Genomic DNA, 21,212 nt, shown 5'->3' on the forward strand with positions numbered 1-21,212 from the left:
TATACGATGGAAACACGAAAGATATATGTGGAAGTGGATGCGCATTTTGATGTTAATGGACAGCTTTTCCCTACTGCAATCACATGGGAAGACGGAAGGCAATTCGCAATTGACCGTGTTTTAGATGCGAGACGGGCTGCAAGCTTAAAAGCAGGCGGCATTGGCGTGCGGTATCGGGTGCGTATTCTCGGTAAGGAGCGATATTTGTGGTATGAGGGGCCCGGTTGGTTTGTAGAGGCTCCCGCCTCATGTTAGGAGGATTACTATGTGCGGACGATATACGTTGTTTACGGACGAGGAATACCAGGACATTCGGAAAATCATCGATGAAATAGAGCGCAAGCATGGAAGTGGCTGTGTCAAAGTAGGAGAAATCTTTCCCACCAATTCCGCTCCTATCCTGCTGGATACCGGCGCGGGCGTGACGCCCGATGTGGCCAAATGGGGGTTTCCCTCCTTCCGTGGCAAAGGCTCAATCATCAACGCGCGGTCGGAAACTGCCGCGGAAAAACGTTCCTTCCGCGAAAGCTTGATGATACGACGTTGTGTTGTACCAAGCACCGGTTTTTATGAGTGGGATTCACAAAAGCAAAAGCACCGATTCCAACTCCCCGGTTCCGGCTCTCTATACATGGCGGGACTTTATAACGACTATCAAGATGGCCGCCGCTACGTCATCATGACCACCGCAGCCAACAAATCCATTATTAACGTCCACGATCGGATGCCCGTAATTGTACCAAGCGATAAAATATACGACTGGATTACAAATACGGATGTGGCCTTCGGAATAATGAGAGGAGCCCAACCAATACTACAAATAATGTAAAAAGGTGCAGCTATCCAATTCGGATAGCTGCACCTTTTCATTTTCCGATTCCATGCTTCACCCGATCATGCTCTTCCGCGCGCTTTGCATCGTTGAAACGGTCAGTTGTCCCCACCAAATAACCGGTGATCCAGCGGATACGCTCGAAGGACACGCCCTGGCCCACGAGACCGGATTTATCTGCTTTTGGTGTCATATCTGTGTCTCCTGTCCGGTGACGATGTTGTAGGCGGCGCGGTACACATCCTCTTCTTCGGTTTCGATCGGGATGTCGGTTTCTGTGTACGTCCGCCCACTGTTAATCAAATCGATTGCATCTGCATAGCGCGCCCCGCCTCGCTCGATGTAACAGCCGATGTCAGAGTATGTGTGCATAAATTGTTTGCCTCTGATGGTAATCGCCTCTGTTTTAATCATGCTGCAACCTCCATAGTAGCTATGATATTGACAATATCTGGATAATCCTCAATCGCCCGAAATTGATCGGCATATTTTGTCCAGTTTGTTGCAGATTTATATGTGTCAACAAGCATTTTGGGGACATAAAAATATCCCTCTCCAGAATATAGAGGCCCATTATAAAAGACGGTTGTTGATGCAAGACTGCATACATTTTCCGATCTGATAATAAAAGTCTTTAACACACTACATCCCTGGAATGCGTTATTGCTAATTTCGCTCGCCGCACCAAGATCGACTATCGTTAGATTTTTGCAATTTCTATAAGCGCTGTTCCCTATTTCTGTAGCCGATGGCAAGCTTATAGATGTTATCTTTCCGCATTCGTAAAACGCGTTATTCCTTATATTTGTCGCTTTTGGCAAAATTATCGACAGCAAATTTTCCGCATACTGAAATGCAAATTTTCCTATCGTTAATGCATTAGGCAAATTTATGGATTCTAAAGATTCTGAGTGGTAAAAAGCATAATCTCGGACTTTTGTTACATTTCCGGTGTAGTTTACGAGCGTCCCCTCCACTATTTCTACGGATTTATCTTCTCCACCGCTTCCTCCACTCTCAATCTGTGCTATTTTCCCCGCATAGCTGGAAAACGGATCGCTGTCCGATACGGTTACGCCCTTTGCGGTAATCGCCGACTTTATGGCGCTCTTTGTCTCCATAAGCTTGCTGAGCTTGTCTGCAATGCTCCCCATCAGACCACCTCCCCGTTGATCTCATCAAGCAAGGCGCTGATGTTCCCGACTTCTTCCTCCGAAGCCGCTCCAATCGCTTTCCGCACGTCTTCTGGAGCTGTCCAGTACGGTGCGCCGCTGGTCCCTTGCCGTAAAAACGATCCGGCGGTTGTGGGAAATGCGAGCTGTGACAATGTAGTAGTTCCTGACGGATAGATCAGCCGATATGATGACCAACTTGTTTTTCCAGTTCCGCCTTTTGACACGCTAACGGAACTACTCAAATCAGAAGTATAGGGTTTATTCGCGCCAACTGCAATCCAATATGTACCATCATACTGCAAAAGCTGTGGGTCTCCCGAAGATAACCATGTAGTTGTATATCCGGATACTACTGAGCTGTTTGTGTAACTATAGCGGCGCCGAATACCTTTTGCACCCAATCCATTGATATTTAGCGTAGGTGTGGAACTCGAGCTCACCCTATGCGGGATAATTGTAATTAGCATACCAATAGTTAGTTCTGTGATGCCATCTATCGTGGCCGTAAATGCACTTCCAGTCCCCGCTGTTGTAACAATAGGGATTGCCGCGCCCGCCTGCATAGTCCCTGTCACAAGCCCGTCTTTGGTAATCGCCTTTTTCCCCTCCGCAATGTCTGCGGCGGTCGCATCCGCTTGTGCCTGCGCGGTCTGCCATCCCTCTATAGCAGCATCTACTTCCGCGCCTGTGTGCGTCAGTAGATATGTCCCTGTGTTCTCTTGTCCGCCGGGACCCGCTGCCCGTGTCATATTGTTTTCCAAGATAATAAACCTCCTATCGCTTGATCGATCTCCCTACCAGTATATGGGATTGTATAGTCTCGTTTGTCCGCTGTGTGGAGTTCTAAGCCGGCTTTATCACAAAGAGTCGCCCCGGAAGACTCTTGCAATACTCCGTATTCCTCTATGCCAATCAAAACCAAATACCCCTGACCGGTTGATACAGGATTTGGAGTGATCTGCGCAGACGTAATCTTAACGGACATCCAGTATCACCCTTACCTTCCGTGTCTCTGGCGGTATCTCATAGGTGATTTCCAGCGTATAAGCCCCTGTTTCTTGTGGCTCTACTAAAACGCTTATACGCCCTTTCTCTACCTCACAGGTCCCTTCCTGTTCAGGCTTTCCCTTCAAATTCTTTGTAAGCGTCCATTCTGCGTGCGGGATAACCACGGGTCCAGGCTGTCCGCTTCGGACTTCCAAGTCCACATACTTGTCCTCCCCCAATATCCAGTTGCGTTTATACACTGGTAGCACAACAACACCCCTTTTTGATCGTGACTAGATACCTTTCATCCATTAGTTCTGCCTGCACCCGTTCTGACAATAAAATTACCCTATAGGGGTCTTCTTCCAGACAGACGCACACTAAGCGGCTGTTCTGCATATACAGGACGCCGGACCAATAGGTTTGTTCCGCCGCGGCGTTTTCTGCCCAAAACTCACACGCGTATTGCCCGTCGGTCAGGTCGGCGGGAACCGACGCTTGCCAGTCCCCGCCCTCCACTTGCCTCAAGATCAGGTTGTATTGGTCGGCGTGTCCCCACACCTTTACTGCACTACTCATACAACCGTTACTCTGATTGTATACGTTGCACCTGCATCCACTGGATTCGGTGCAATTTCTACTTTGGTAATCTTCGGCGCGGTTGTGTTGAGTGTAACCGTCCGTGTAATCGCAGTTGTTTTTCCTGCACGATCGGTTGCCGTTACAACAATGGTATTCTCTCCCTCTTGTAGGGTAACCGTCTTGCTCCAGGTGCCGGAACTCTCAACCGTAACCGCTCCTTGGTCAACTTGATTGAGTTTAATCGTAATGATTACCGGCCCGCTGGTTACGTCGCTGGTCGTACCGGACACGGTAAGGGCCGTCTTGTTGGTGACAAGATTATCCTGCGGGCTGGTTACATCCAAAGTTGGCGGCGTAGTGTCAACCGTAATACTGCGAATAACCGTATTCGCCGCATTGCCGTCGTTATCCGACACATTGACTGTGATCGTATGCGCGCCATCTCCCAGGGCTTTCTGTGGCGTGTATGTTATATCGTAGCCGTTTTCCGCCTCTTGTACAGACATCCCCGGCGAAGTGTTCCCCACGGTTGCCCCACTGTCGATTTTTAGCGACAACGATGTAATGTCGATTCCGCTGTCATCGTCGCGGATCTGCGCTTTGATTACCGGTGTATTATTGGTGATTAACGCATCCGCCCCCCGGGGCAGTAATTGTAATTGTGGGCTTGTTATGTTCCTTTACAACCAGCCGCAATGCTTCGCCAATTTCCCCTTCGGTCGATGCACTTGCCTCCCCGGTATTTCCTGCGTCGTCCGTCGCTTTCACCGTCACATCGTAATAGTGGCCGTCCTCATTATATGACGATTTATCTGGTGCAACCAGCGAAGCGGTCCATTTCCTGGAATCCCCATCATATGTAAGGCTATGCTCCTGCCCGCCGATCATTACTTTTACTGTTTGGACAGCCATGCTTTAGCCACCTTTCTTTGTCCGTACGATCGCCTGATACGCGCCGTTGCTTGCCAGGCTGACCAAGGCCGCATTCAGCGGCACCAGCGCCCAGACCGTCCAGGGCTGTATCCAGCCGCCCGTGGCTGCCGTTGTGATTACCAGCAGCACCACAGCGATGATGTAAGACAGCCACTGCGTCGGTAGCTTAGCCGTCACACTCTTCAGCATTTGGGTAAGCAGGCCCGTACAGGCTGCTACACCCGCGAAGGTCGCCAGAATTTCCCAACTCAGAAAGCTATTGAAATCCATATGTAATCCTCCTTTAAAGTATCTGGGCCAAAATTGCCGTTACGATTCCTGTTGCTGCCGCGCCGATCGCCGCCGCAGCCAGCTTGTCCCACCAGGTTCCGGGGCGAGCGGTCAATTTTGATACGCTTTGCTTGATCTCCCGGATGTCCGCCTGTACGCCGGTGATTTCCTGCCTGGTTGCAGCCATCGCCGCGGCGAGGTCGTGGATGTCCTTGACTTCATCTTCTAGGCGGTCCAAGCGGTGATGCGCCGATTTTGCACTGTCCAATGCCTGGACTGCGATGGTGTTGTCTTGATCCATTGTGGTATCGCCCCCTTATACAACCTGCGCAACAAACTGCTTAACCGGCTGCCCACCTGGTACTGTGGTGTAGATACCTGTCATATCTCCGGGTTTTCCAATCGGCACAATCGCTGCCAGCTTGTCCTCACCGCGATTGATTGGCACTATGGTCACTACGTCGCCTGTGCCCGCTGTCACAATGAGCTGGTTTGCATTCGTACCACTGAACTTCGCCGTGTAGTACCCTCCACGTTTGATTTTTACCGTTCCGCTGGTATCACTTGTAATAGCCACGTTTTGTAATCCCTCCAAAATTTTATTGTACGGAAAATCCTTGCCCGGGCAATTGGGTTTAGTCACCGGATTGATTTCACAGTGTCCTATAATATATTCTCGCGACACGGGAATGGTGACGCCGTAGAGGCGACGGACCTCGGCAATGATGTAGCGGTGCAGTTCAATGCTCGCTACAAGCTGTTCCGCAGTGAGTTCTCCGCCGCTCACGCAGACGTGTTCAATGCTGATGGTGTAATAATTGGCGTTAGTACAGCGGTTTCGGACAGCTGCCAATGCCGATCGGCCATAATAGCGGCTGTCCGACGGCGTTGTGCTGGTCCCATTGGCCCAGGCGGCGCGGTCAAGCGCCACCAGCTGATACACGGTGCCGTCCTTGTCCACAACAAAGTGGGCCGAAGCCTCTCTTGCAGGATTACAAAGCGTAGCAAGTGCGCCGGATGCTGTACTTCCTGCGGTGATGTGGTTGACGATCATGTCCGGTTTCCAGCCGTTGCGGCTTCCGTAATTCGGGCTAGGATGTTGTTTGATGTTCGTTTTGCATTCCCCTTTCTGATATACAAGCTCTTACGTTCCCAATTTTGCTTATAAAGCCAAATTTACGATTCCTTTTGTTCTGTCCATTGCGTAGGCGGTTCCCAAACATTGGCGTCTACGTTGCTAATCCAGTGTTTCCCGTTGTGGCTAACCTTTGCACCCTTTGGATATGCGTCTGTACTTCCGGTTGGTTGTCTCCATTCCGGCCACTCAATTGCCGGATCATCAATCCTAACCCACAAAGACGGTGCTGCATCTGGTTTCCAACTTCCTTGCGACGTGTGTTCCGTCAAACAGCGATATAGCAGCCCCTCATACTGGACGCGATCTCCGATAGAATATGTATGACTGTTACTGTCCCAAAGAGGGAACATCCATGCCCGGTCATATGCCTGCTCATCGGATAAGGCCACCGCCGCTTCTTCGATCTGCGCCCGCTTGGCTTTTGCTTCGGCAATCAGTTTATTTCTGTCAAATTCAGCCATTGTTTGTTCCTCCCATTAAAATAGAAATTGCTTTCTGTTGTGCTGCAACTTGCTCCTGCAACTCTGTAATTTGTGTATCCACGTTTTTCGCCATAGTCACTTTGATCTGGCCGCCCTCATATACGGTTCTCACCAAAACCGTATATCCTTCAATGGGAGCGCCATCATCAATGGTCATCGTCTGTGCCTTTTCGGTGTTACAAAAGCTCTCGCGCAGTTGGGGGTCTTGGTAGGTTTCCGCATTAAAGCAAAACCGGATAGCCTTACAACGCTGCCCGTCAATATATTCCTCCGTTCCCTGCGCGCCTAACAAGGCGAGTGTCGTTTGANGTTGCCCCACTGTCGATTTTTAGCGACAACGATGTAATGTCGATTCCGCTGTCATCGTCGCGGATCTGCGCTTTGATTACCGGTGTATTATTGGTGATTAACGCATCCGCCCCCCGGGGCAGTAATTGTAATTGTGGGCTTGTTATGTTCCTTTACAACCAGCCGCAATGCTTCGCCAATTTCCCCTTCGGTCGATGCACTTGCCTCCCCGGTATTTCCTGCGTCGTCCGTCGCTTTCACCGTCACATCGTAATAGTGGCCGTCCTCATTATATGACGATTTATCTGGTGCAACCAGCGAAGCGGTCCATTTCCTGGAATCCCCATCATATGTAAGGCTATGCTCCTGCCCGCCGATCATTACTTTTACTGTTTGGACAGCCATGCTTTAGCCACCTTTCTTTGTCCGTACGATCGCCTGATACGCGCCGTTGCTTGCCAGGCTGACCAAGGCCGCATTCAGCGGCACCAGCGCCCAGACCGTCCAGGGCTGTATCCAGCCGCCCGTGGCTGCCGTTGTGATTACCAGCAGCACCACAGCGATGATGTAAGACAGCCACTGCGTCGGTAGCTTAGCCGTCACACTCTTCAGCATTTGGGTAAGCAGGCCCGTACAGGCTGCTACACCCGCGAAGGTCGCCAGAATTTCCCAACTCAGAAAGCTATTGAAATCCATATGTAATCCTCCTTTAAAGTATCTGGGCCAAAATTGCCGTTACGATTCCTGTTGCTGCCGCGCCGATCGCCGCCGCAGCCAGCTTGTCCCACCAGGTTCCGGGGCGAGCGGTCAATTTTGATACGCTTTGCTTGATCTCCCGGATGTCCGCCTGTACGCCGGTGATTTCCTGCCTGGTTGCAGCCATCGCCGCGGCGAGGTCGTGGATGTCCTTGACTTCATCTTCTAGGCGGTCCAAGCGGTGATGCGCCGATTTTGCACTGTCCAATGCCTGGACTGCGATGGTGTTGTCTTGATCCATTGTGGTATCGCCCCCTTATACAACCTGCGCAACAAACTGCTTAACCGGCTGCCCACCTGGTACTGTGGTGTAGATACCTGTCATATCTCCGGGTTTTCCAATCGGCACAATCGCTGCCAGCTTGTCCTCACCGCGATTGATTGGCACTATGGTCACTACGTCGCCTGTGCCCGCTGTCACAATGAGCTGGTTTGCATTCGTACCACTGAACTTCGCCGTGTAGTACCCTCCACGTTTGATTTTTACCGTTCCGCTGGTATCACTTGTAATAGCCACGTTTTGTAATCCCTCCAAAATTTTATTGTACGGAAAATCCTTGCCCGGGCAATTGGGTTTAGTCACCGGATTGATTTCACAGTGTCCTATAATATATTCTCGCGACACGGGAATGGTGACGCCGTAGAGGCGACGGACCTCGGCAATGATGTAGCGGTGCAGTTCAATGCTCGCTACAAGCTGTTCCGCAGTGAGTTCTCCGCCGCTCACGCAGACGTGTTCAATGCTGATGGTGTAATAATTGGCGTTAGTACAGCGGTTTCGGACAGCTGCCAATGCCGATCGGCCATAATAGCGGCTGTCCGACGGCGTTGTGCTGGTCCCATTGGCCCAGGCGGCGCGGTCAAGCGCCACCAGCTGATACACGGTGCCGTCCTTGTCCACAACAAAGTGGGCCGAAGCCTCTCTTGCAGGATTACAAAGCGTAGCAAGTGCGCCGGATGCTGTACTTCCTGCGGTGATGTGGTTGACGATCATGTCCGGTTTCCAGCCGTTGCGGCTTCCGTAATTCGGGCTAGGATGTTGTTTGATGTTCGTTTTGCATTCCCCTTTCTGATATACAAGCTCTTACGTTCCCAATTTTGCTTATAAAGCCAAATTTACGATTCCTTTTGTTCTGTCCATTGCGTAGGCGGTTCCCAAACATTGGCGTCTACGTTGCTAATCCAGTGTTTCCCGTTGTGGCTAACCTTTGCACCCTTTGGATATGCGTCTGTACTTCCGGTTGGTTGTCTCCATTCCGGCCACTCAATTGCCGGATCATCAATCCTAACCCACAAAGACGGTGCTGCATCTGGTTTCCAACTTCCTTGCGACGTGTGTTCCGTCAAACAGCGATATAGCAGCCCCTCATACTGGACGCGATCTCCGATAGAATATGTATGACTGTTACTGTCCCAAAGAGGGAACATCCATGCCCGGTCATATGCCTGCTCATCGGATAAGGCCACCGCCGCTTCTTCGATCTGCGCCCGCTTGGCTTTTGCTTCGGCAATCAGTTTATTTCTGTCAAATTCAGCCATTGTTTGTTCCTCCCATTAAAATAGAAATTGCTTTCTGTTGTGCTGCAACTTGCTCCTGCAACTCTGTAATTTGTGTATCCACGTTTTTCGCCATAGTCACTTTGATCTGGCCGCCCTCATATACGGTTCTCACCAAAACCGTATATCCTTCAATGGGAGCGCCATCATCAATGGTCATCGTCTGTGCCTTTTCGGTGTTACAAAAGCTCTCGCGCAGTTGGGGGTCTTGGTAGGTTTCCGCATTAAAGCAAAACCGGATAGCCTTACAACGCTGCCCGTCAATATATTCCTCCGTTCCCTGCGCGCCTAACAAGGCGAGTGTCGTTTGATCGGTAAAAGTTAATGTCATGGTTTCCTCCTATTCAAGCCACCCATACAATTGGATGTTTAGCAAGCATATTATCTTTTAAAGTATCTGTGAATTTCACCCACATCGTAGAGTTGCGATGAGCGGTAGTCATTATTCCTTTTAGGCGGAGTTGTGATACTTCCATATCATGGTCTAAAATTACTTTAAAGTTTCGTGTAAATCCAGTCCATGTTTTACCTGAAGGAAAATCATCTGATGTGACCGTTACTTCTCCAATTGTTATCCCGCCAATATCAAAAGTAAAAAACACCTCAAATGAACTGTTGCTTCCCTGTTTCTCAAAGGATAATCGTACATTGTTGAATATTAATTCATTTCCTTTATGAGCGGAAATCGGGGGATCAATGTCTAAAAATAAATAACCGGCCTCGTCGTAAACGTGTGTCGAACCTTTAGAGGAAGTTCTTAATACCCATTGATGTACATTTTGTATAGCTGGATCTTTCTCCCACACTGAAACCATATTTTTATCTACCGAGACCCGATCAAAAGTCAAGTTTACAGGTTCTTTTATGTTTTCATACACCAACCGACTTACTTTATCTTCCCCCGTATGCCACCCCTCTGCTATTTCCCGTACCACATTGTCCGGTGTGGTAACCATAATCGGGCTTAATTCCTTCAAAACGTTGCTGCTGTCCGGAACATAAATCGGCATTTATATCCCCCCTTATGCCTCATATACGAATGTAATACGTCCAGCCGGTGCGCTGGTTGGTTCCTTATCGGCTACCGCAAATGTAAAGCCGTTGACACTACCGACATCCGATGGAATAAACGATTGATTACCAAGAGTTGACACATTTCCAGCTTCTAGTTTTGCCGCAGAGATAGTGACACTCTTTCCTTCTTTTGCTTGTATCCCTAATATTGTGCCTGATCTATCAGCGCTTAACTTAAATGTACATTTATATAAATTTCCGCCTTGATTGCGGGCGACTGCTACACCTGTACAATATACCTGATCCACGTTTCCCGGATTTGCTACCCAAAAAGAAAGTGTATAAGTATCTCTGGGTAAATAATCCATCACCTGCTCGAATTTAGTGTATGTACCGCCTGTCCCTCCGTTCAGTGTGAGGCCTTCGTTATTTTCAAGCTGGATGTATTGTCCAGACCGATCGCTATCCAATTTCCAATGGTCTATCGTATATCCGTTGGAAGTATATTTTGTTTTTCCCTGTGTATTTGTTGGTACTCCAAAATACCAGTTTTTCAACAGATTTGGGTTGCATGCTCCTACATCTTGTGCAGTTGGCATTTGTACAAGGTCCCCATTTATATCCAAGCCTGCAAAACCATTCGGCTGATTTTTACTGCTTTTAATTTCGTAAATGAGATTTAATAGTTCCCCTGCTGCATCTTCGCTAATAACACTTTGGGCCGTCTCAAACCATTCATCGAAATCTTCAGAACTATTCTTTATAAAGCTATCCCATTGACTATTCATGGAGGATCGGAGGTTTGTGTAATCCTCCCAAATGCCTTTTGTGTCCACGCCTGGAATGCTTTTCATCAGCCCTGCTAAAGGTTCTCCGTCTGTCGGGTGCTTATTGGTATTTAATCTTTGATCGGTAATCATAGATGCTGTAACTGCGGTGGCTTTTTCTGGCACAACAACTGTCGCCAATGCTAATTCATAGTTTAGCGATTCATGGGACAAACTGTTTTCCAAGGATGCGCTTCCTTCTCGTTGCTTTGCCGCTACATAAATTTCAGGCTTTTCGCTCTGTAAGTCCATACGAAGAACAATATCGGTTGTTTCCCCCGCCGTCACTGTCAGTTGGATTGGAAGGCTAGATATATACCCTCTCCCTTTAATCATTGCAACACCAGGCGATACAATAATTTGTAACCCTGATCCTGTCGTCACAGCTAAACTTGATCCGATATAATCCTCTGGATTGTCATCCGTACTTGATACTGCCATTTCAGGTGCAATCCCTGTTGTATATAGGCACTCAAAAAAACTTGCCAAGTCTTGCGCTGCATATTGGTAGTATGCAAGCTCATCTTCTGTGAGATCACCTGATGGTTTATCCCAAAAAAAGGATTTTTCCCCTAACGCCATTACTTGCCTCCTGTTCTGATTTGCCGCTCTAAAAGCTGCAAATTTGATTTCCGTGGTTTCCCAAAAGTTCCCGTTATTTTGTATCCAATCCCTTGCCAGGTGTGCGTTACACTAATTAACTGTACATTATCCTGCCTCCTTAATACCCGGTCTCGTATCGTCACAAAATCGCCCAGGTAATAGTCTTTGTTGTAGATATAATTGCCGTTTAGCTCAACGGTAAAGGTATCGTCTTTCTCAAAATTGGTTGCTTCCTTGCGGGCAAGATTCCTCATTTCTTCCACAACATCAACCGCTGTATCGTCTACACTTACGTCGATCTGTGTTTCATACCGGTTTCTCCCTTCTGGCTCGGCCTCGTTTTCTCTGCATACAAGGATTGTCGTTGCCTCTGCTTCTGATCGTGCACCATTTTTGGTTGTATAAAACGCATTGCGGTAATTTTCGACGTCACTTACAAACCGACTGTCTATGGCGGTCGATAGGTCAACGTCAAATATGATTCGCGGTCGGTTGGATTGTTTAGCTGATCGGTCCACCCCCTGTACTACATCAAATACCATCGTATCCGATGCTATATCCATGTTGACCTGATACCCGATTTCCTGTGCGGCTCCTACCTCTTGTAGCAATTCTGTGAGAGGATTAAACCGCGCCATATATTTATCGTCTGGCACTCCACGCTTTTGATCGGGTGCTATGACAAATTTCGGTATCTTCCGTTTTGCGTTTGATGGGGATACAATATTGTTGGTAACATAATGCTTCATGACCGTTTCTGTGCTGCCTTGTACCGTATCATATCCCTCTAAATCGCCGCCGGACATAGGGTATAAACAAATCCGCTGTTTTAAATAACCTTTAAGATCATCCCCACTGCGGATTATGGGGGCCGCCGTAGAAGTCCGTTCGTCGTCTATGCCTCTGATAATCCCCCATAGATACACATTGCTTGCCCTTACGCTGATGATGTTATCCTGCTGTAGAGTTTCCGCATAAGTATCTAGTGCAGATAGATTCATGGACCATGTGCCCGGTTCGTACAAATTTTCCGTCCATGTTATCGCATAGGGGTTGATCTTACCAAGTTGTCCATTTTCAAGTGTCGATACATCTGACAACGGTTTAAATACTCTTATGTCCACTACACGCCTCCATACTGCTTTTGCCAGAACATGTATCCCAATGGATGGTTTGTCTGCCCGCCTCCATCTAAGCTGATAACATTCCGGCCCCTTTGCAAATACCAATAGTCACTGTTCAATGTGAGATAATGGCTAGCATTTTCGATCACTTGCCCAGTGGCCGCAGACTTAATAACTGCTGTACCTTTTTCTGTGTCTACCTCTAACTGTTGATCGGCGTCGATTGATCGATTAAACTGCATATATTCCCCGGAACTTTCATTTGTGATTGTTACGCTTTCCGCCGTCCCAATTACAACAATCCGTACGGGGAGATTATCGTACGTATCGTTTATTACAACAAATGTCGTCGTATAGGTCCCAAATTCAAACACCGGGTCTATTACCAGCGGGAAAGATAGCCCGCCAATGACTGCCCCCATCCGTACCACTCGTTCGTTTCGTTCCTTCCATTTTGGTTGTTCTGTGGATTGGAAAGTCAGGCTGAACTTTTCATTGCTTCCAATACGGTCAAAACCCACTGGTATCTCGGTAAATCTTCCCCGCAACGAATAAGCGCCCGTATCGTTTTCATACACCAGAGTCCCTTGATAATTCAGGTCAATGGTATTTGCCAGCTTGATCTTCATTTGCTGCAATCCTCCAAGATCGAACCAGCCCTTCCTCTCCCCTCCCAATATTGCAATTTCCATCGGAACACTCCTCTGATCGTATCCAGACATGTAGGTGTTATATATCCCTCCAATGGACATATCGCTATCCTCTATGCTGCCTACGCCCATTGTGTCTATGCTGGATAATAAATAAGGGCCGATCTCGTCAAAAACGAGAAACAGCCCATTGTCCGATATATAGGTGACTTTTTCCATATATTCCACCTTCTTATTTTGCACACAAGAAAACCGCGCTCCTGATGGAGTGCGGTTCTTGTCACTATCTGTCTTTTATGCTATTATGTGTGTAAGGTGTTATCAAGACGCTGGGCGGTTGCCCCTCCATTCCCGGAGGGGGAATTCGTTTCTTTTCCCCTCGTATTGAGAGGGGGTGAGGCCATGATTACATATTCAGAACTCTTTCAGTTCTGTTTGGTTCTTCTTGGCGTTGCAACGTTCGTTTGGACCGTTGCTTCTCACGATAAAAAGAAATAGCCGCCCAACCCTCGCAAAGTTAGCGGCTATTTCTTAGTCCAACTTTAGGGGCAACCGTCTACTGGTAGCACCTTACGCTTTTATTATATCCTCCTTTTTTTATGATGTCAATCCACTCGCCCCGTGAGGGGCAAGACAACAGTGGAAAAGCAGATCATGCAGCCAAAAGCAATTTCAATCCACTTGCCCCGTGAGGGGCAAGACCTTATGAGGCATTAAAGCTTGCTTGTCAATCAAGATTTCAATCCACTTGCCCCTTACGGGGCAAGACGCAGGAAAGCTAGGAAAAGCTCAAAGATTTGCGTATTTCAACCCACTCGCCCCGTGAGGGGCAAGACTTATTTTATCGGAAAAGCAAACGTCTATACAGTATATTTCAACCCATTTGCCCCTTACGGGGCAAGACGAAAACCCAGTGGTTAAATGAGAAAATTGACGAAATTTCAATCCACTTGCCCCGTGAGGGGCAAGACAGCAAATAGTAACAACTCTATAGTGTCATACTTGTACAACGCTACTGATTATCTGTCTCTTCCCTCCTTTCACAAACGGATATTTAGCGCGGTATTACCAACCGTCACATTGATTTCTCCGCGTGTTCTGTCAGTTAAATATGTTTGCTTGGACTTCGCACATTTGATTCCTTTTTGTGGATCTACTAATGCCATGATCTCTTTGCAGAGTTCTGGCTCTACACCATACAGCCGTAATGCGATTTCTACACCACTACGATACATGTACATTAACGTTTCACCATCATAATGCCGTCTATATTTTTGTTCAAATTCCGCTTTCAAGTCTAACCCCATTCCATTAAAATCCCAAGCAGGACGGAAATAGGCATGATGATATAACCATCTTTTCTGGCGCTTTTCTGGCGAAAGTAGTCGCAGGAAATCCTCTTCCGGTAAGATTGGTTGACCGTTGTAATACATGACTTGACCGGGTATAAAATCCTTCAAGATTTCTTCCATTTCATAGAATCGGTTAATATATGCCGCTGTGAATAAAATTCCTTTTTTGCCTGTGAGTTTGTGGGCTATCAACTCGCAACCTTTTTTAGTGACTTGGTAACAAGGTAACACTCGCCCGGTAGAGTCTTTATAGGCGCTCTCTCGAAAAAAGTCACTCAATCCAAAATTGGATTCAGTGAGAATTGCCCTATAGGAATCAATGTCACGCAATAAATGCCCATGAGTTTTCCCTATCATCTGCGCTACCTCTCGACTATCAAGCACTGGCGTTGATTCTGATAGATTCCACATAATATATACCTCCTTCATTTGACGGAGGTTACACTATCTGATATAATAAATTTATCAGATGGGTAACCTCTGGTTGATAGCAATAACGTTTGTGCTTGGTCGTGCGGCGTTATTGCTATTTTTTTTGTGCTTTTGCGTACATTAAATTAATGCCTTGCCTAATTACTTCCGCTTTCGGCTGCTTTAAGGTCGTCGCTGCATAATCGAGTTTTTGCATATCTGTGTCAGATAGTCTAACTTTGTACTGGTTATGCTTTGGATCGTCTGTGGGGCGTCCAGTTCTTGGTGACATTTTCAACCTCCTTTCTTTTGGGTGTACATATATAATAAATTATAGACACCCAAAAATCAAGAGGTTTTTAAAAAATTTTCTTTTTCTCTTGCAGAATTTGTCGAAAAGCATTATAATGTGAACAAATAATGAATTATTTTGGAGGGGATTTTATGAATGAGTATAGAAATAGTAATATTGCTATGGTCCTAAAAGCTTGTGGGATTATTGTGGGACTTTGCGGATTTATTGGCGGAGTCGCGGCTGGATTTGCAATACCTATTATCAAGGTAACATCAGGGCTGTTTTCGGACTATCACGAAGAACAGTATAACTATCTACTCATGTTGCTGTGTTGGGTGTCAGGAATTATATCTGCTGCCATCCTTTATGGTTTTGGAGAGTTAATAACGATTCAGAATGACAATAGACAATTGTTGGAGCAAATTGGCAGTAAATTGGCATCTCTATCATCTACGCAAACTACGAATCAACTAGAGTCGAGTGATGACTCTGATAAAATCGAAGAGACTGAAAGTACCGATGAGGGGTCATGGGTATGTTCTTGCGGTACATATAACTACCCCCATGAGAAGATTTGTTCGCGCTGTGGTACTCCAAGGCATCCCGAGAATTAAATTATCTCCTTCCATATAGCAATCTTTCCGCCTGCCTGTCCATCAGTCGGGTAACCTGCCCCTCGGTGAGGCCGCGCGTAATGTGGTTTGTAATCGTCATACTGCGATTGTCGCTATTGCTGTAAGCAATACTAACCCCTTCACGGTATGCCCTTTTAGTACGCTCAATGGCGCTGGACAGGCGTGCGACTGCATCTTGTACCTTTGCAACCATTTCGTCAATTGTTGCCTGCGCCTGTGCTTTTATGGTGTCAAAGCCTGTTTTTAATGCTTCGTTGGTTACGTTTGCAAAGCGCTGGCCGATGGAAAGCGTCTCCTGATTGATAAAACCGTAAGCCTGATACAATCCGGCTTGTAAAGCATTAAATGAGTCATCAAGAATCTTTAACGTTTGGTCCCTGGCTTCCTCTGCGGCGGCCAGGGCCTTTTTGCGTTTCTCTTCCAGATGCTTTTCTTCCGCTTCATATTCTTCTTCCAGATTGGACAGTCGTTCTTCATGCCTCTGCTTTTCCGCTTCCAGCTCATTGACCTCTTTTTCAACGGTGAGGTCTTTTAGCTCTTCTTGTTGACGCTTTAACTCTTTTTCAAGTTCCGCTTTTTCTTCTGGCGACCGTGCATATTGGATTTGTGTCTGTAAGGTTTGGATTCGGTCCTGTGCAAAAGATAGATCGTCATTTAGCTTTTCTTCTTCGCGGGCGCGCTTTTTGGCGTCGATCTCACGCTGCAACTCGTCAATAATGCCGTCAACACGCTCTTTTTCAGCTTCATAGTCCTTCTTTGCGCGTTCTAATCGAGCATCATATTCCTTGTTGATCGCGTCAATCTCCGCTTCTGCCTGTTCCTCGACCAATTCCTTTTGCTTATCATAGTAATCTTTTGCAAGGTCTAACTGCGAGTCAAAAGCGTTTTTCAAAGCTTCTTCTTTGTCTTTCTCCATTTGCTTTTGCAGTTTATAGACTTCCTGGCTGTATTTTCGATAATTTTCTTCGTCTTTACCATAGTAACTATCACGGATTTTAATAAGCCCGTCAAGATATTCCTGTTCGCCAATGATCTCCATTTCCCGCTTATATTTCAGTTCATCGTATAGCTTTTCCTGCCACGTTTTTTCTTTTTCTGCGCTGTCCTTTTTGGCTTTTTCTGTTTTTTTGGTTGCGGCGTCAAAATCTGCAAGGTTGAGTTCGAACGTCGCCCCCTCTAAATCCGTTAATGGTTCCAGCAGATTTATCATGTTTTGAAGCTCCGCTTTGTCCTTTGCAATGTCCCAATCCTCCCAAAAAGAGCCATGTCCATTTGTGCGCTGTTTTGGACCTTGTGCCTCTTTGTTAAGCTCCGACAACTGCTGCTGCATCGCCTTAACGGTCTTTGTGGCATTACCTCCTACTTGTTGGTAATACTTTTGCCACTCTGCTGAGAGCTGTGTGATAAGGTCTGTCTCGATGTCTCCTTTTGCCTGGGCAAGCGTGTGCCAATTGCCTCTATCGCCCCGATAATTATTCTCCAATTCCGCAAACAATTCTGCATTATTGTCCCTAAGATTCGCAAAGAACTCTTCGTTGTCTTTGTATTTCTCCATAATGCTTGCGGCATATTGTGCGCTTTCTTGCTGATAGAGTGCGGGGAATTGGGCAATAAGCTCTTTCTCGTCAATCAGCCCCGCCATGTAATCCTCGATATATGGCATAAGCTGTGAGTAATTCTCGCCAAGTGACTGGATGGTACTGATTGATAATTTTCCGCCGTCTGCGGCCTCTTTTTGCGCAGCAGCTAAAGATTTGAGTCGTTTTTCGCTGTTCTCTAAGTTAGCAAATAATTCATCTGTGCTCATTAAGGAATCTGTTACATCCCCTATAGACGTCTGCACATCTTCTGCAGCATTACTCAGCTGGTCATAAGCTTCTGACATCTTTTGTATGCTATTTGCATATTCCCTGTCTAGCTTTTTCCCCTCTTCTATTTCACTATTTAGATCATTTATTTGTTTTGTAATGTCATCTAATGGTGCCTTTATCTGTGCGTCGGTTGCCCAATCGCTATTATTGGCTAATTTTTCGTTTACTTCCGCCTCTATTTTAGCTCTTTCTTCTTTCAGTTTAATTAACTCTTGTTCGTTTCCAATTAACTCCAATTGATTATCCGCTTGTTCTTGATATAAATTCTTTAAGGAAGTGTTTGCTGCTTCTGCTAGCGCTCTTTTTTTCATTACTTCTATGTTTTCATCAATTGCGTCGGTATTATCTTTTAGCTCTCCTGTTACGCTGTTGATGGATAAGGCCTCTTCCCCAAGCGATTCATTTACTTGGTCCACCATATTTTTTAAAAGAGCTTTTTTCCCTTCAACATATTCCGCCGCATCTCCTTCTGCTTTCAGTTCAGCATTGATTTCCCTAATCCTTGGAAGCAATTCATTTGATATATAGACTAGGTCAGAATATGTACTGCTATAATCAGACAAATACTCAATTACGTTCCCCCGTAACTTTTCGAGCTCTTCTCTTTGCGATTCCATCTCTTCTACATTTTGGTTTATTGCTTGTGAAAGAGCTACAATTCCTCCAACTACGGCGGTAAGTGCTCCTGCTAGTGCAACCAACGGGTTTGTTTTAGTCACAGCGTTTAGCGCTGCTTGTGCAGCAGTTGCCCCCTCCGTTGCAGTCATAAAGGCCTTATAAGCAGTGGTTGCAGCAGTTATCTGTTGTACAACTTTCCAGGCACCGTATACTGTCACCAATGCGCCTACCGCATTTTTATGTTTGACAAGCCCCTCGACTGATCCTAAAACCAATTTAGTGAGCATACCAAATACTGCCCCCCATTGCTTGGACAGTTCGGACAAATCGCCATTTTCTTTCATTGTCTCAAACTCGCTTGATATATCTTCAAGCGAGCTTTTTGTTTCTTCAAACGCCTCTTCGCCCATATCACGGGCAAACTGTCCCATATTGTCTTTTAAGGTACTCCAACGGCCTAAGAGAGTTTGGGATTGTTTTTCCATCATCCCGGCAAACTTTCCTGTACCTGTGGTTAATGACGCAATTGCCGCATCCAGTTCCGGTATTCCCACGCTACCTTTTTCAATGAGCTTTGACAACTCTGCGGTAGATTTTCCCATATTGTCGGCCAAAGCTTGCGTTAGAGGGACGCCGGCCTCTGTCATTTGCCGCAATTCTTCGCCGGTGACTTTGCCTTTTGTCAACATTTGTCCATACGCAAGGGATATACGATTGAGCTTATCCACAGATCCCTGCGATAGATCGCCTAACTGGGTTAAAGTGGTAATAATGTCTTCCAGCTCCACACCATAGTTCATGAGTAATTGTGCGTTTTGGGTTACATCAGGCACTTCAAATGGGGTTCTAGCTGCAAAATCCTTTAAATCCTCCATGAGTGACTTTGCTTTATCCATATCACCCAACATGACCGCAAAAGAGGTCTCATATTGCTCAAATTGTGACAAACTACCGATTGTAGCCTCCAAGAAAGAGCGTGTCGCCCGCATTGCCAAAAGACTTTTCATCATGCGCATCATATTGGATAACCGTTGAGACATTGTGTTTAAAGCCCCTGCGGCGGTATTACTGGATGATGCAACCCGGTTTGTATTGTTTGCCTGCTGGTTTAACAATTGATTCACCGCAGACAATTGCGAACTTAAATTCTGTTCACGTGTACGAAATATTTCAATCCGTTGGTTAAGCTGTGCCTGCGTCCGTTCCAGCGACGCTTTTACCTGTTGGAGCCTTTGCACCTGCGTCGATTCCTGGCCATACTGTGCAATCGCTCTTTGTATGGCGGCGGTATTTCGTTCCCGTGCGGCGGTATTGTTTGCCATAACCTTTGCCGCCATTTCAAGCTGCTGTTTGGTCTGTTGTAACTCTTTCGATAGCGCTTTTTCTTTCGCCTGCAACGCCGCAGTACGTTGTACAGCGCCGTCAATACTGTTGTTATATTGCGACGTATCTCCAACAATCTGTATTACAGTACGCCCAACAATGTTATCGGCCATTTTTAAGTCTCGCCTCCAATCCCCGGGAAATCCTGCTGTAGGTCTGCTAGGGTCTGGTATTGTACATACTTTTTGCCCCCGACAACAATTTCTTTTCCCTTATACTTTTTACTGGGGCCATATTTGATCTTTATAAATCTGTCTATCCTCAACAAGATTTCCCTAGGGCTGGAAGTCCAAAAACTTTCAATGCTTTTTCCAAGCTCTCCTGTCCACATAACTTCAAGATCGCCCCAATCGCTGCTACCGCTGTTTCCACCATCTGTTCCCCCAGGCGATTCTCACCCTCCGGTGGAGCCATTTGTTCAAGCGCCATTTTATATAGCTCAGTCGATACCGCTGTAATAGTGTCCGGGTCAAACCATTCGCCGATCTCGTATAAGCTTGGTTTTAGGTTATCTATCTTATCAGAGTTAAATACCTCTGCATTTTCGGGGTAATTGCAAAGCATGAATGCTCGGATAAGATGCTTTTGGGTCTTTATGTCCCCTGCGCTGGTTGCCTTCTCAATCCCGTCGCAGGACCTTTCCAAATAATCGAGCGCGTTGAGATCAAGCCTCAATTTCATGGGTTTCCCCTGCACTGTGATCGTTTTATAAGATTGTCTCAATTCTTGTAAGTTCATATTTACCTCCAAAAGAGATTAGGCGGGATTTCTCCCGCCCTTGCTCATAATCACAGTTCATCGGCCACAATGCCTGCTGTTCCTTTGGTAAACCAGGTTGCTGATAATTTTGTATATTCGTCGTCATCGCTAGCAACGCTGAACAAAAATCCACCGCTGGATTTTCCTTCTGTATATGTTACCTCATAGTTTAATGGCACAACTGTTCCAACTAATTCCGCAGTCTGGAAATTGATGCTTTCATTTTCGGTCTCTGCATTTTCAGTCGGCGTTGCAAAAACTACTTTTGCAATCTTTTCCAATACCCATACGCTGTCAGTCAATTTGACCTTATGGGCACAGATATATTCCGGGGATACATCGTTTGACCCCTGCACTACAGCGCCTGCAGTATTCCGTTTCGCTCCAAGCACTCGTTCTTTTAATGCAGGAGAGATCGACGGGATAACATATGTAATCGTTCCGCCTTTGTTGGAGTTTACTGCTTTTTGCTTTTTGTTCGAGCTATAAAAGTTGCCCTCTGCAACTTCTGGCGCATATGCTTTCGATACAACACATTCGGACAAGTCGATCAGATTTTCGTCATCTGTGGTAAGCGCCTCTTTTGTATCGGATTGTACTGGAAATAAGATTAGCCCTTCAACGCCCAAAATTGGCGTTACAGCAACGTCAAGTGGTGTAGATGCCATAA

Annotated in this window: 29 protein-coding genes and 1 pseudogene; 3 read left to right on the forward strand and 27 right to left on the reverse strand. The window is 46.6% G+C overall.

Annotation, left to right across the window (positions count from 1 at the left end):
- The first annotated feature begins 6 nt into the window (after positions 1-6).
- Positions 7-255, forward strand: coding sequence for a hypothetical protein (locus B9Y59_RS07655; RefSeq protein ID WP_198945601.1), 249 nt, complete (start codon positions 7-9; stop codon positions 253-255).
- Positions 256-265: 10 nt separating this feature from the next.
- Positions 266-829 (forward strand): SOS response-associated peptidase, encoded by a 564-nt coding sequence (locus B9Y59_RS07660; protein ID WP_085532742.1) that lies wholly within the window; start codon positions 266-268, stop codon positions 827-829.
- A 37-nt stretch (positions 830-866) separates the two neighbouring features.
- On the opposite strand, the pseudogene B9Y59_RS07665 reads toward B9Y59_RS07660, so the two are convergent.
- The 24 genes and pseudogenes from B9Y59_RS07665 to B9Y59_RS16005 all read right to left on the reverse strand — a co-directional run.
- Positions 867-983 (reverse strand): annotated as a pseudogene (locus B9Y59_RS07665) (anaerobic ribonucleoside-triphosphate reductase); the annotation flags it as partial.
- A 38-nt stretch (positions 984-1,021) separates the two neighbouring features.
- Entirely contained in the window at positions 1,022-1,246 is a 225-nt protein-coding gene (locus B9Y59_RS07670; RefSeq protein ID WP_085532746.1) for a hypothetical protein, read from the reverse strand.
- A complete protein-coding gene (locus B9Y59_RS07675; protein WP_085532748.1) occupies positions 1,243-1,986 on the reverse strand; it encodes a leucine-rich repeat domain-containing protein in 744 nt (247 codons plus the stop codon). The genes B9Y59_RS07670 and B9Y59_RS07675 overlap by 4 nt, the downstream gene beginning before the upstream one ends.
- Positions 1,986-2,768, reverse strand: a complete 783-nt coding sequence (locus B9Y59_RS07680) for a hypothetical protein (RefSeq protein ID WP_085532750.1) — start codon at positions 2,766-2,768, stop codon at positions 1,986-1,988. Before B9Y59_RS07680 ends, B9Y59_RS07675 begins: the two co-directional genes overlap by 1 nt.
- A 213-nt stretch (positions 2,769-2,981) precedes the next feature.
- Positions 2,982-3,215 (reverse strand): hypothetical protein, encoded by a 234-nt coding sequence (locus B9Y59_RS07690; RefSeq protein WP_085532754.1) that lies wholly within the window; start codon positions 3,213-3,215, stop codon positions 2,982-2,984.
- Between the two features lie 31 nt (positions 3,216-3,246).
- Positions 3,247-3,573 carry a PF13754 domain-containing protein gene (locus B9Y59_RS07695; RefSeq protein WP_085532756.1) on the reverse strand — a complete coding sequence of 109 codons (327 nt, stop codon included), beginning with the start codon at positions 3,571-3,573 and terminating at the stop codon, positions 3,247-3,249.
- Positions 3,570-4,250 carry an Ig-like domain-containing protein gene (locus B9Y59_RS07700; protein WP_330395912.1) on the reverse strand — a complete coding sequence of 227 codons (681 nt, stop codon included), beginning with the start codon at positions 4,248-4,250 and terminating at the stop codon, positions 3,570-3,572. Before B9Y59_RS07700 ends, B9Y59_RS07695 begins: the two co-directional genes overlap by 4 nt.
- Positions 4,192-4,488: a hypothetical protein gene (locus B9Y59_RS16185; RefSeq protein WP_085532768.1), complete on the reverse strand. Its 297-nt coding sequence runs from the start codon at positions 4,486-4,488 to the stop codon at positions 4,192-4,194. The genes B9Y59_RS07700 and B9Y59_RS16185 overlap by 59 nt, the downstream gene beginning before the upstream one ends.
- Before the next feature lie 3 nt (positions 4,489-4,491).
- Positions 4,492-4,779 carry a hypothetical protein gene (locus B9Y59_RS07705; RefSeq protein WP_085532758.1) on the reverse strand — a complete coding sequence of 96 codons (288 nt, stop codon included), beginning with the start codon at positions 4,777-4,779 and terminating at the stop codon, positions 4,492-4,494.
- 13 nt (positions 4,780-4,792) lie between these two features.
- Entirely contained in the window at positions 4,793-5,080 is a 288-nt protein-coding gene (locus tag B9Y59_RS07710) for a hypothetical protein (protein WP_085532760.1), read from the reverse strand.
- Positions 5,081-5,095: 15 nt separating this feature from the next.
- On the reverse strand, positions 5,096-5,833 hold the full coding sequence (locus B9Y59_RS07715) for an N-acetylmuramoyl-L-alanine amidase (RefSeq protein WP_085532762.1): 738 nt from the start codon (positions 5,831-5,833) through the stop codon (positions 5,096-5,098).
- A 122-nt stretch (positions 5,834-5,955) separates the two neighbouring features.
- Entirely contained in the window at positions 5,956-6,378 is a 423-nt protein-coding gene (locus B9Y59_RS07720) for a carbohydrate-binding protein (protein ID WP_085532764.1), read from the reverse strand.
- 417 nt (positions 6,379-6,795) lie between these two features.
- Positions 6,796-7,092 carry a hypothetical protein gene (locus B9Y59_RS07730; protein WP_085532768.1) on the reverse strand — a complete coding sequence of 99 codons (297 nt, stop codon included), beginning with the start codon at positions 7,090-7,092 and terminating at the stop codon, positions 6,796-6,798.
- Between the two features lie 3 nt (positions 7,093-7,095).
- The gene (locus B9Y59_RS07735; RefSeq protein WP_085532758.1) at positions 7,096-7,383 is read right to left on the reverse strand and encodes a hypothetical protein; all 288 of its coding nucleotides are present in this window, start codon (positions 7,381-7,383) and stop codon (positions 7,096-7,098) included.
- Between the two features lie 13 nt (positions 7,384-7,396).
- Positions 7,397-7,684, reverse strand: a complete 288-nt coding sequence (locus tag B9Y59_RS07740; RefSeq protein ID WP_085532760.1) for a hypothetical protein — start codon at positions 7,682-7,684, stop codon at positions 7,397-7,399.
- 15 nt (positions 7,685-7,699) lie between these two features.
- Positions 7,700-8,437 (reverse strand): N-acetylmuramoyl-L-alanine amidase, encoded by a 738-nt coding sequence (locus B9Y59_RS07745; protein ID WP_085532762.1) that lies wholly within the window; start codon positions 8,435-8,437, stop codon positions 7,700-7,702.
- Positions 8,438-8,559: 122 nt separating this feature from the next.
- The gene (locus B9Y59_RS07750) at positions 8,560-8,982 is read right to left on the reverse strand and encodes a carbohydrate-binding protein (protein ID WP_085532764.1); all 423 of its coding nucleotides are present in this window, start codon (positions 8,980-8,982) and stop codon (positions 8,560-8,562) included.
- The gene (locus B9Y59_RS07755) at positions 8,975-9,331 is read right to left on the reverse strand and encodes a hypothetical protein (RefSeq protein WP_085532770.1); all 357 of its coding nucleotides are present in this window, start codon (positions 9,329-9,331) and stop codon (positions 8,975-8,977) included. Before B9Y59_RS07755 ends, B9Y59_RS07750 begins: the two co-directional genes overlap by 8 nt.
- A 13-nt stretch (positions 9,332-9,344) precedes the next feature.
- Complete coding sequence (locus B9Y59_RS07760; RefSeq protein WP_085532772.1) at positions 9,345-10,010, reverse strand: hypothetical protein; 666 nt, start codon at positions 10,008-10,010, stop codon at positions 9,345-9,347.
- A 12-nt stretch (positions 10,011-10,022) separates the two neighbouring features.
- Positions 10,023-11,423 carry a hypothetical protein gene (locus tag B9Y59_RS07765; protein WP_085532774.1) on the reverse strand — a complete coding sequence of 467 codons (1,401 nt, stop codon included), beginning with the start codon at positions 11,421-11,423 and terminating at the stop codon, positions 10,023-10,025.
- Complete coding sequence (locus B9Y59_RS07770) at positions 11,423-12,568, reverse strand: siphovirus ReqiPepy6 Gp37-like family protein (RefSeq protein ID WP_085532776.1); 1,146 nt, start codon at positions 12,566-12,568, stop codon at positions 11,423-11,425. The genes B9Y59_RS07765 and B9Y59_RS07770 overlap by 1 nt, the downstream gene beginning before the upstream one ends.
- Positions 12,568-13,437: a phage distal tail protein gene (locus B9Y59_RS07775; protein ID WP_085532778.1), complete on the reverse strand. Its 870-nt coding sequence runs from the start codon at positions 13,435-13,437 to the stop codon at positions 12,568-12,570. The genes B9Y59_RS07770 and B9Y59_RS07775 overlap by 1 nt, the downstream gene beginning before the upstream one ends.
- An 821-nt stretch (positions 13,438-14,258) precedes the next feature.
- The gene (locus B9Y59_RS07780) at positions 14,259-14,981 is read right to left on the reverse strand and encodes a Rha family transcriptional regulator (RefSeq protein ID WP_085532780.1); all 723 of its coding nucleotides are present in this window, start codon (positions 14,979-14,981) and stop codon (positions 14,259-14,261) included.
- A 115-nt stretch (positions 14,982-15,096) separates the two neighbouring features.
- The gene (locus tag B9Y59_RS16005) at positions 15,097-15,273 is read right to left on the reverse strand and encodes a hypothetical protein (RefSeq protein ID WP_198945602.1); all 177 of its coding nucleotides are present in this window, start codon (positions 15,271-15,273) and stop codon (positions 15,097-15,099) included.
- 152 nt (positions 15,274-15,425) lie between these two features.
- On the opposite strand from B9Y59_RS16005, the gene B9Y59_RS07785 reads away from it, so the two are divergent.
- Positions 15,426-15,890 (forward strand): zinc finger Ran-binding domain-containing protein, encoded by a 465-nt coding sequence (locus B9Y59_RS07785; RefSeq protein WP_085532782.1) that lies wholly within the window; start codon positions 15,426-15,428, stop codon positions 15,888-15,890.
- A gap of 1 nt (position 15,891) precedes the next feature.
- On the opposite strand, the gene B9Y59_RS07790 is transcribed toward B9Y59_RS07785, so the two are convergent.
- The 3 genes from B9Y59_RS07790 to B9Y59_RS07800 all read right to left on the reverse strand — a co-directional run bounded on the left by B9Y59_RS07790 (position 15,892) and on the right by B9Y59_RS07800 (position 21,210).
- Positions 15,892-19,896, reverse strand: a complete 4,005-nt coding sequence (locus B9Y59_RS07790; protein ID WP_085532784.1) for a tape measure protein — start codon at positions 19,894-19,896, stop codon at positions 15,892-15,894.
- A 148-nt stretch (positions 19,897-20,044) separates the two neighbouring features.
- Complete coding sequence (locus B9Y59_RS07795) at positions 20,045-20,521, reverse strand: hypothetical protein (protein ID WP_085532786.1); 477 nt, start codon at positions 20,519-20,521, stop codon at positions 20,045-20,047.
- 50 nt (positions 20,522-20,571) lie between these two features.
- Complete coding sequence (locus B9Y59_RS07800; protein WP_085532788.1) at positions 20,572-21,210, reverse strand: major tail protein; 639 nt, start codon at positions 21,208-21,210, stop codon at positions 20,572-20,574.
- Positions 21,211-21,212 lie beyond the last annotated feature (2 nt).

The organism is Anaeromassilibacillus sp. Marseille-P3371 (assembly GCF_900169665.1).
In the GTDB taxonomy this organism is placed as follows: domain Bacteria; phylum Bacillota; class Clostridia; order Oscillospirales; family Acutalibacteraceae; genus Anaeromassilibacillus.